This is a genomic window from Parafrankia sp. Ea1.12 (genome assembly GCF_900465275.1).
GTDB lineage: Bacteria > Actinomycetota > Actinomycetes > Frankiales > Frankiaceae > Parafrankia > Parafrankia soli.
Map to the genome: position 1 here is coordinate 1 of NZ_UBIZ01000665.1, position 2,158 is coordinate 2,158.

Here is a 2,158-nt window from a genome sequence, read left to right on the forward strand (position 1 = left end):
CCGTGCATCCCAGGATTACCGCCTCGGCGTTCCCTGGACGTCCCGCCGGTCATCACTCCGACGGGCGGACGCGGGATCTCCCGGTTCTCGTGCTTGGAGATTCCGTGCATGCCATGGTTCTCTGACCGCGCCGGGCCCACCGGGAACTCGCGACTAACGCTCCCGGCGGTGTTGCCTTCCACGGATCTGAACGTGTCGGCGCCCTGGAACTGTTCATTTCGCGGCTCAATCACCCGGCCTACACGTGCCCCTACCAACGCTTCAGCAGCCCCCTTACGGAAGCAGCCACATGGCTCGGGGTCGTCGTGGGTCGCTACTCCTTCGACGTAGAGCTCTTCCATCTCCTTCTCCAAGCCGGTTTATCCCGGCGCTACCAGATCTTGAATGGTCAGGGTCTGGCTGGAGATCCGTCGCGTCGGCGAAAGCTCGAAGGCGGCCGGGGCGCCGGGACGGCCGGGGGCCGACATACCGGCGAGCGCGCGCATGCGCTTGCCGGACTCGCCGGAGAGCTCCTGCTGAGGCCCGCTTCGCGAGCGAGTAGGCCGCGCCCGGTCCGTCGAACAGCGCAGCGGTCGAAGACGTCCTGGCGGATCGACTTTCCTCAAGATCGGCAAGATAGAGGCCGACTGTCAACGCCGTTGATTATCTTGGACTCAGGATCCGCGAAGAGCGGCTGGTCAGCGGGCGGACATCGAGGCTCGACGGGCTCGCCAGGACAGCAGCGACCAGCGAGAGGCGGCGCTCAGCGCCGAGCCGACACTGGCGAAGGACCCCACGCTGAGGATGGACGCGGCTGACCCGATCGACCCGATCGACAGCACGGAACCGACCGAGCCGATGGAGAGCACCGACCCCTGCGACCACAGGCACAGGACGGAATCCTGAGAACCGATCGACCACCGTGAGCCAGAGCTGGGACGCATGTACACATCATTCCAGCAGGGCTCTGATGTCCGACTCGGCTCACGTTGATCGGCTCGTTCGTATCGTCGACGACCTGCAGCCGGCTACCAGCGTCAGGACTTCCCCGCATCCCGATGGGCCGGCGGCAGGCCCCGCGGCTGTTCGCGGAACCCCCGGTAGGGTGATCAGCCATGCCGGCACAACCCCTGCGGGACATCCTCGAGCCGGGCTGGGCGAAGGCCCTCGAGCCAATGGCCGATCGCATCGCCGCCATGGGTGACTTCCTGCGCGCGGAGATCGCGGCGGGACGCAGCTACCTACCGGCGGGCCAGCACGTGCTACGAGCCTTCCAGCAACCCTTCGACGACGTCCGCGTACTCATCGTCGGGCAGGATCCCTACCCGACCCCGGGCATGGCCATCGGGTACAGCTTCGCGGTCGCGCCCGAGGTACGCCGGCTCCCGGGCAGCCTGGAGAACATCTTCCAGGAGCTGTGCACGGATCTCAACGTGCCCAGGCCCACGAACGGCGACCTCACACCGTGGACCCGACAAGGGGTGCTACTGCTGAACAGGGTGCTGACCACGGCGCCGCGCCAGCCCGGCGCACACCGAGGCAAGGGCTGGGAGGAAGTCACCGAGCAGGCGATCCGCGCCCTGGCCGCCCGCGGCACCCCGCTGGTCGCGATCCTCTGGGGCGCCGACGCACGCAGCCTGCGCCCCTTCCTCGCCCCCACCCCGACAATCGAGTCCGCCCACCCGTCGCCCCGCTCCGCGGACCGCGGCTTCTTCGGCTCCCGACCGTTCAGCCGCGCCAACAACCACCTGCTCGAACAAGGCGCCCAACCCGTCGACTGGCACCTTCCCTAGCGGTCTCGGTCGGCACCGAGGGCCGGGCGCCGCGCGGCCGCGTCACGCCGTACCGCGTCATGCCACGACACAGCCTGGCTTCAGGGCGCGTCCGGGGGGCCGTCCAGTAGCCGCGGGTCCGCAGGTGCTCCACGGTGACAGCGGCGCAGGAGCGCACGTGCTCCTCGCTGGTCCGCGCCGCCGCCACGACGTCGCCCGCCCGGATCTCGGCCAGCAACAGCTCGCGGTACCGGGCCTCGTTGTCCACCCAGGCCGGGGAGTCGTAGTAGAAGCTGCCCTGGAGCACGCCGCCGAGGAACTCCAGGATCGCGTCGAGCCGCGGTGACTTTCCGGCGGTGGCGATGATCTGGAAGAACCGGCGGTCGAGGCTCCTGCGGCGGGCCTCG

General features: G+C 69.0%; 3 protein-coding genes. 1 reads left to right on the forward strand and 2 read right to left on the reverse strand.

The genetic code is table 11. The features are described from left to right. Positions 1-677: 677 nt before the first annotated feature. A complete protein-coding gene (locus FMEAI12_RS34705; RefSeq protein WP_020462096.1) occupies positions 678-923 on the reverse strand; it encodes a hypothetical protein in 246 nt (81 codons plus the stop codon). A gap of 171 nt (positions 924-1,094) precedes the next feature. Between FMEAI12_RS34705 and FMEAI12_RS34710 the strand changes: the two genes are divergently transcribed. Beyond that, positions 1,095-1,772, forward strand: a complete 678-nt coding sequence (locus FMEAI12_RS34710; protein ID WP_112109281.1) for a uracil-DNA glycosylase — start codon at positions 1,095-1,097, stop codon at positions 1,770-1,772. Here FMEAI12_RS34710 and FMEAI12_RS39060 read toward each other — a convergent pair. Further along, positions 1,708-2,158 (reverse strand): FCD domain-containing protein (locus tag FMEAI12_RS39060; RefSeq protein ID WP_235015062.1); only part of this gene is annotated, 451 nt, incomplete at its 5' end. The two genes, FMEAI12_RS34710 and FMEAI12_RS39060, sit on opposite strands and share 65 nt — an antisense overlap.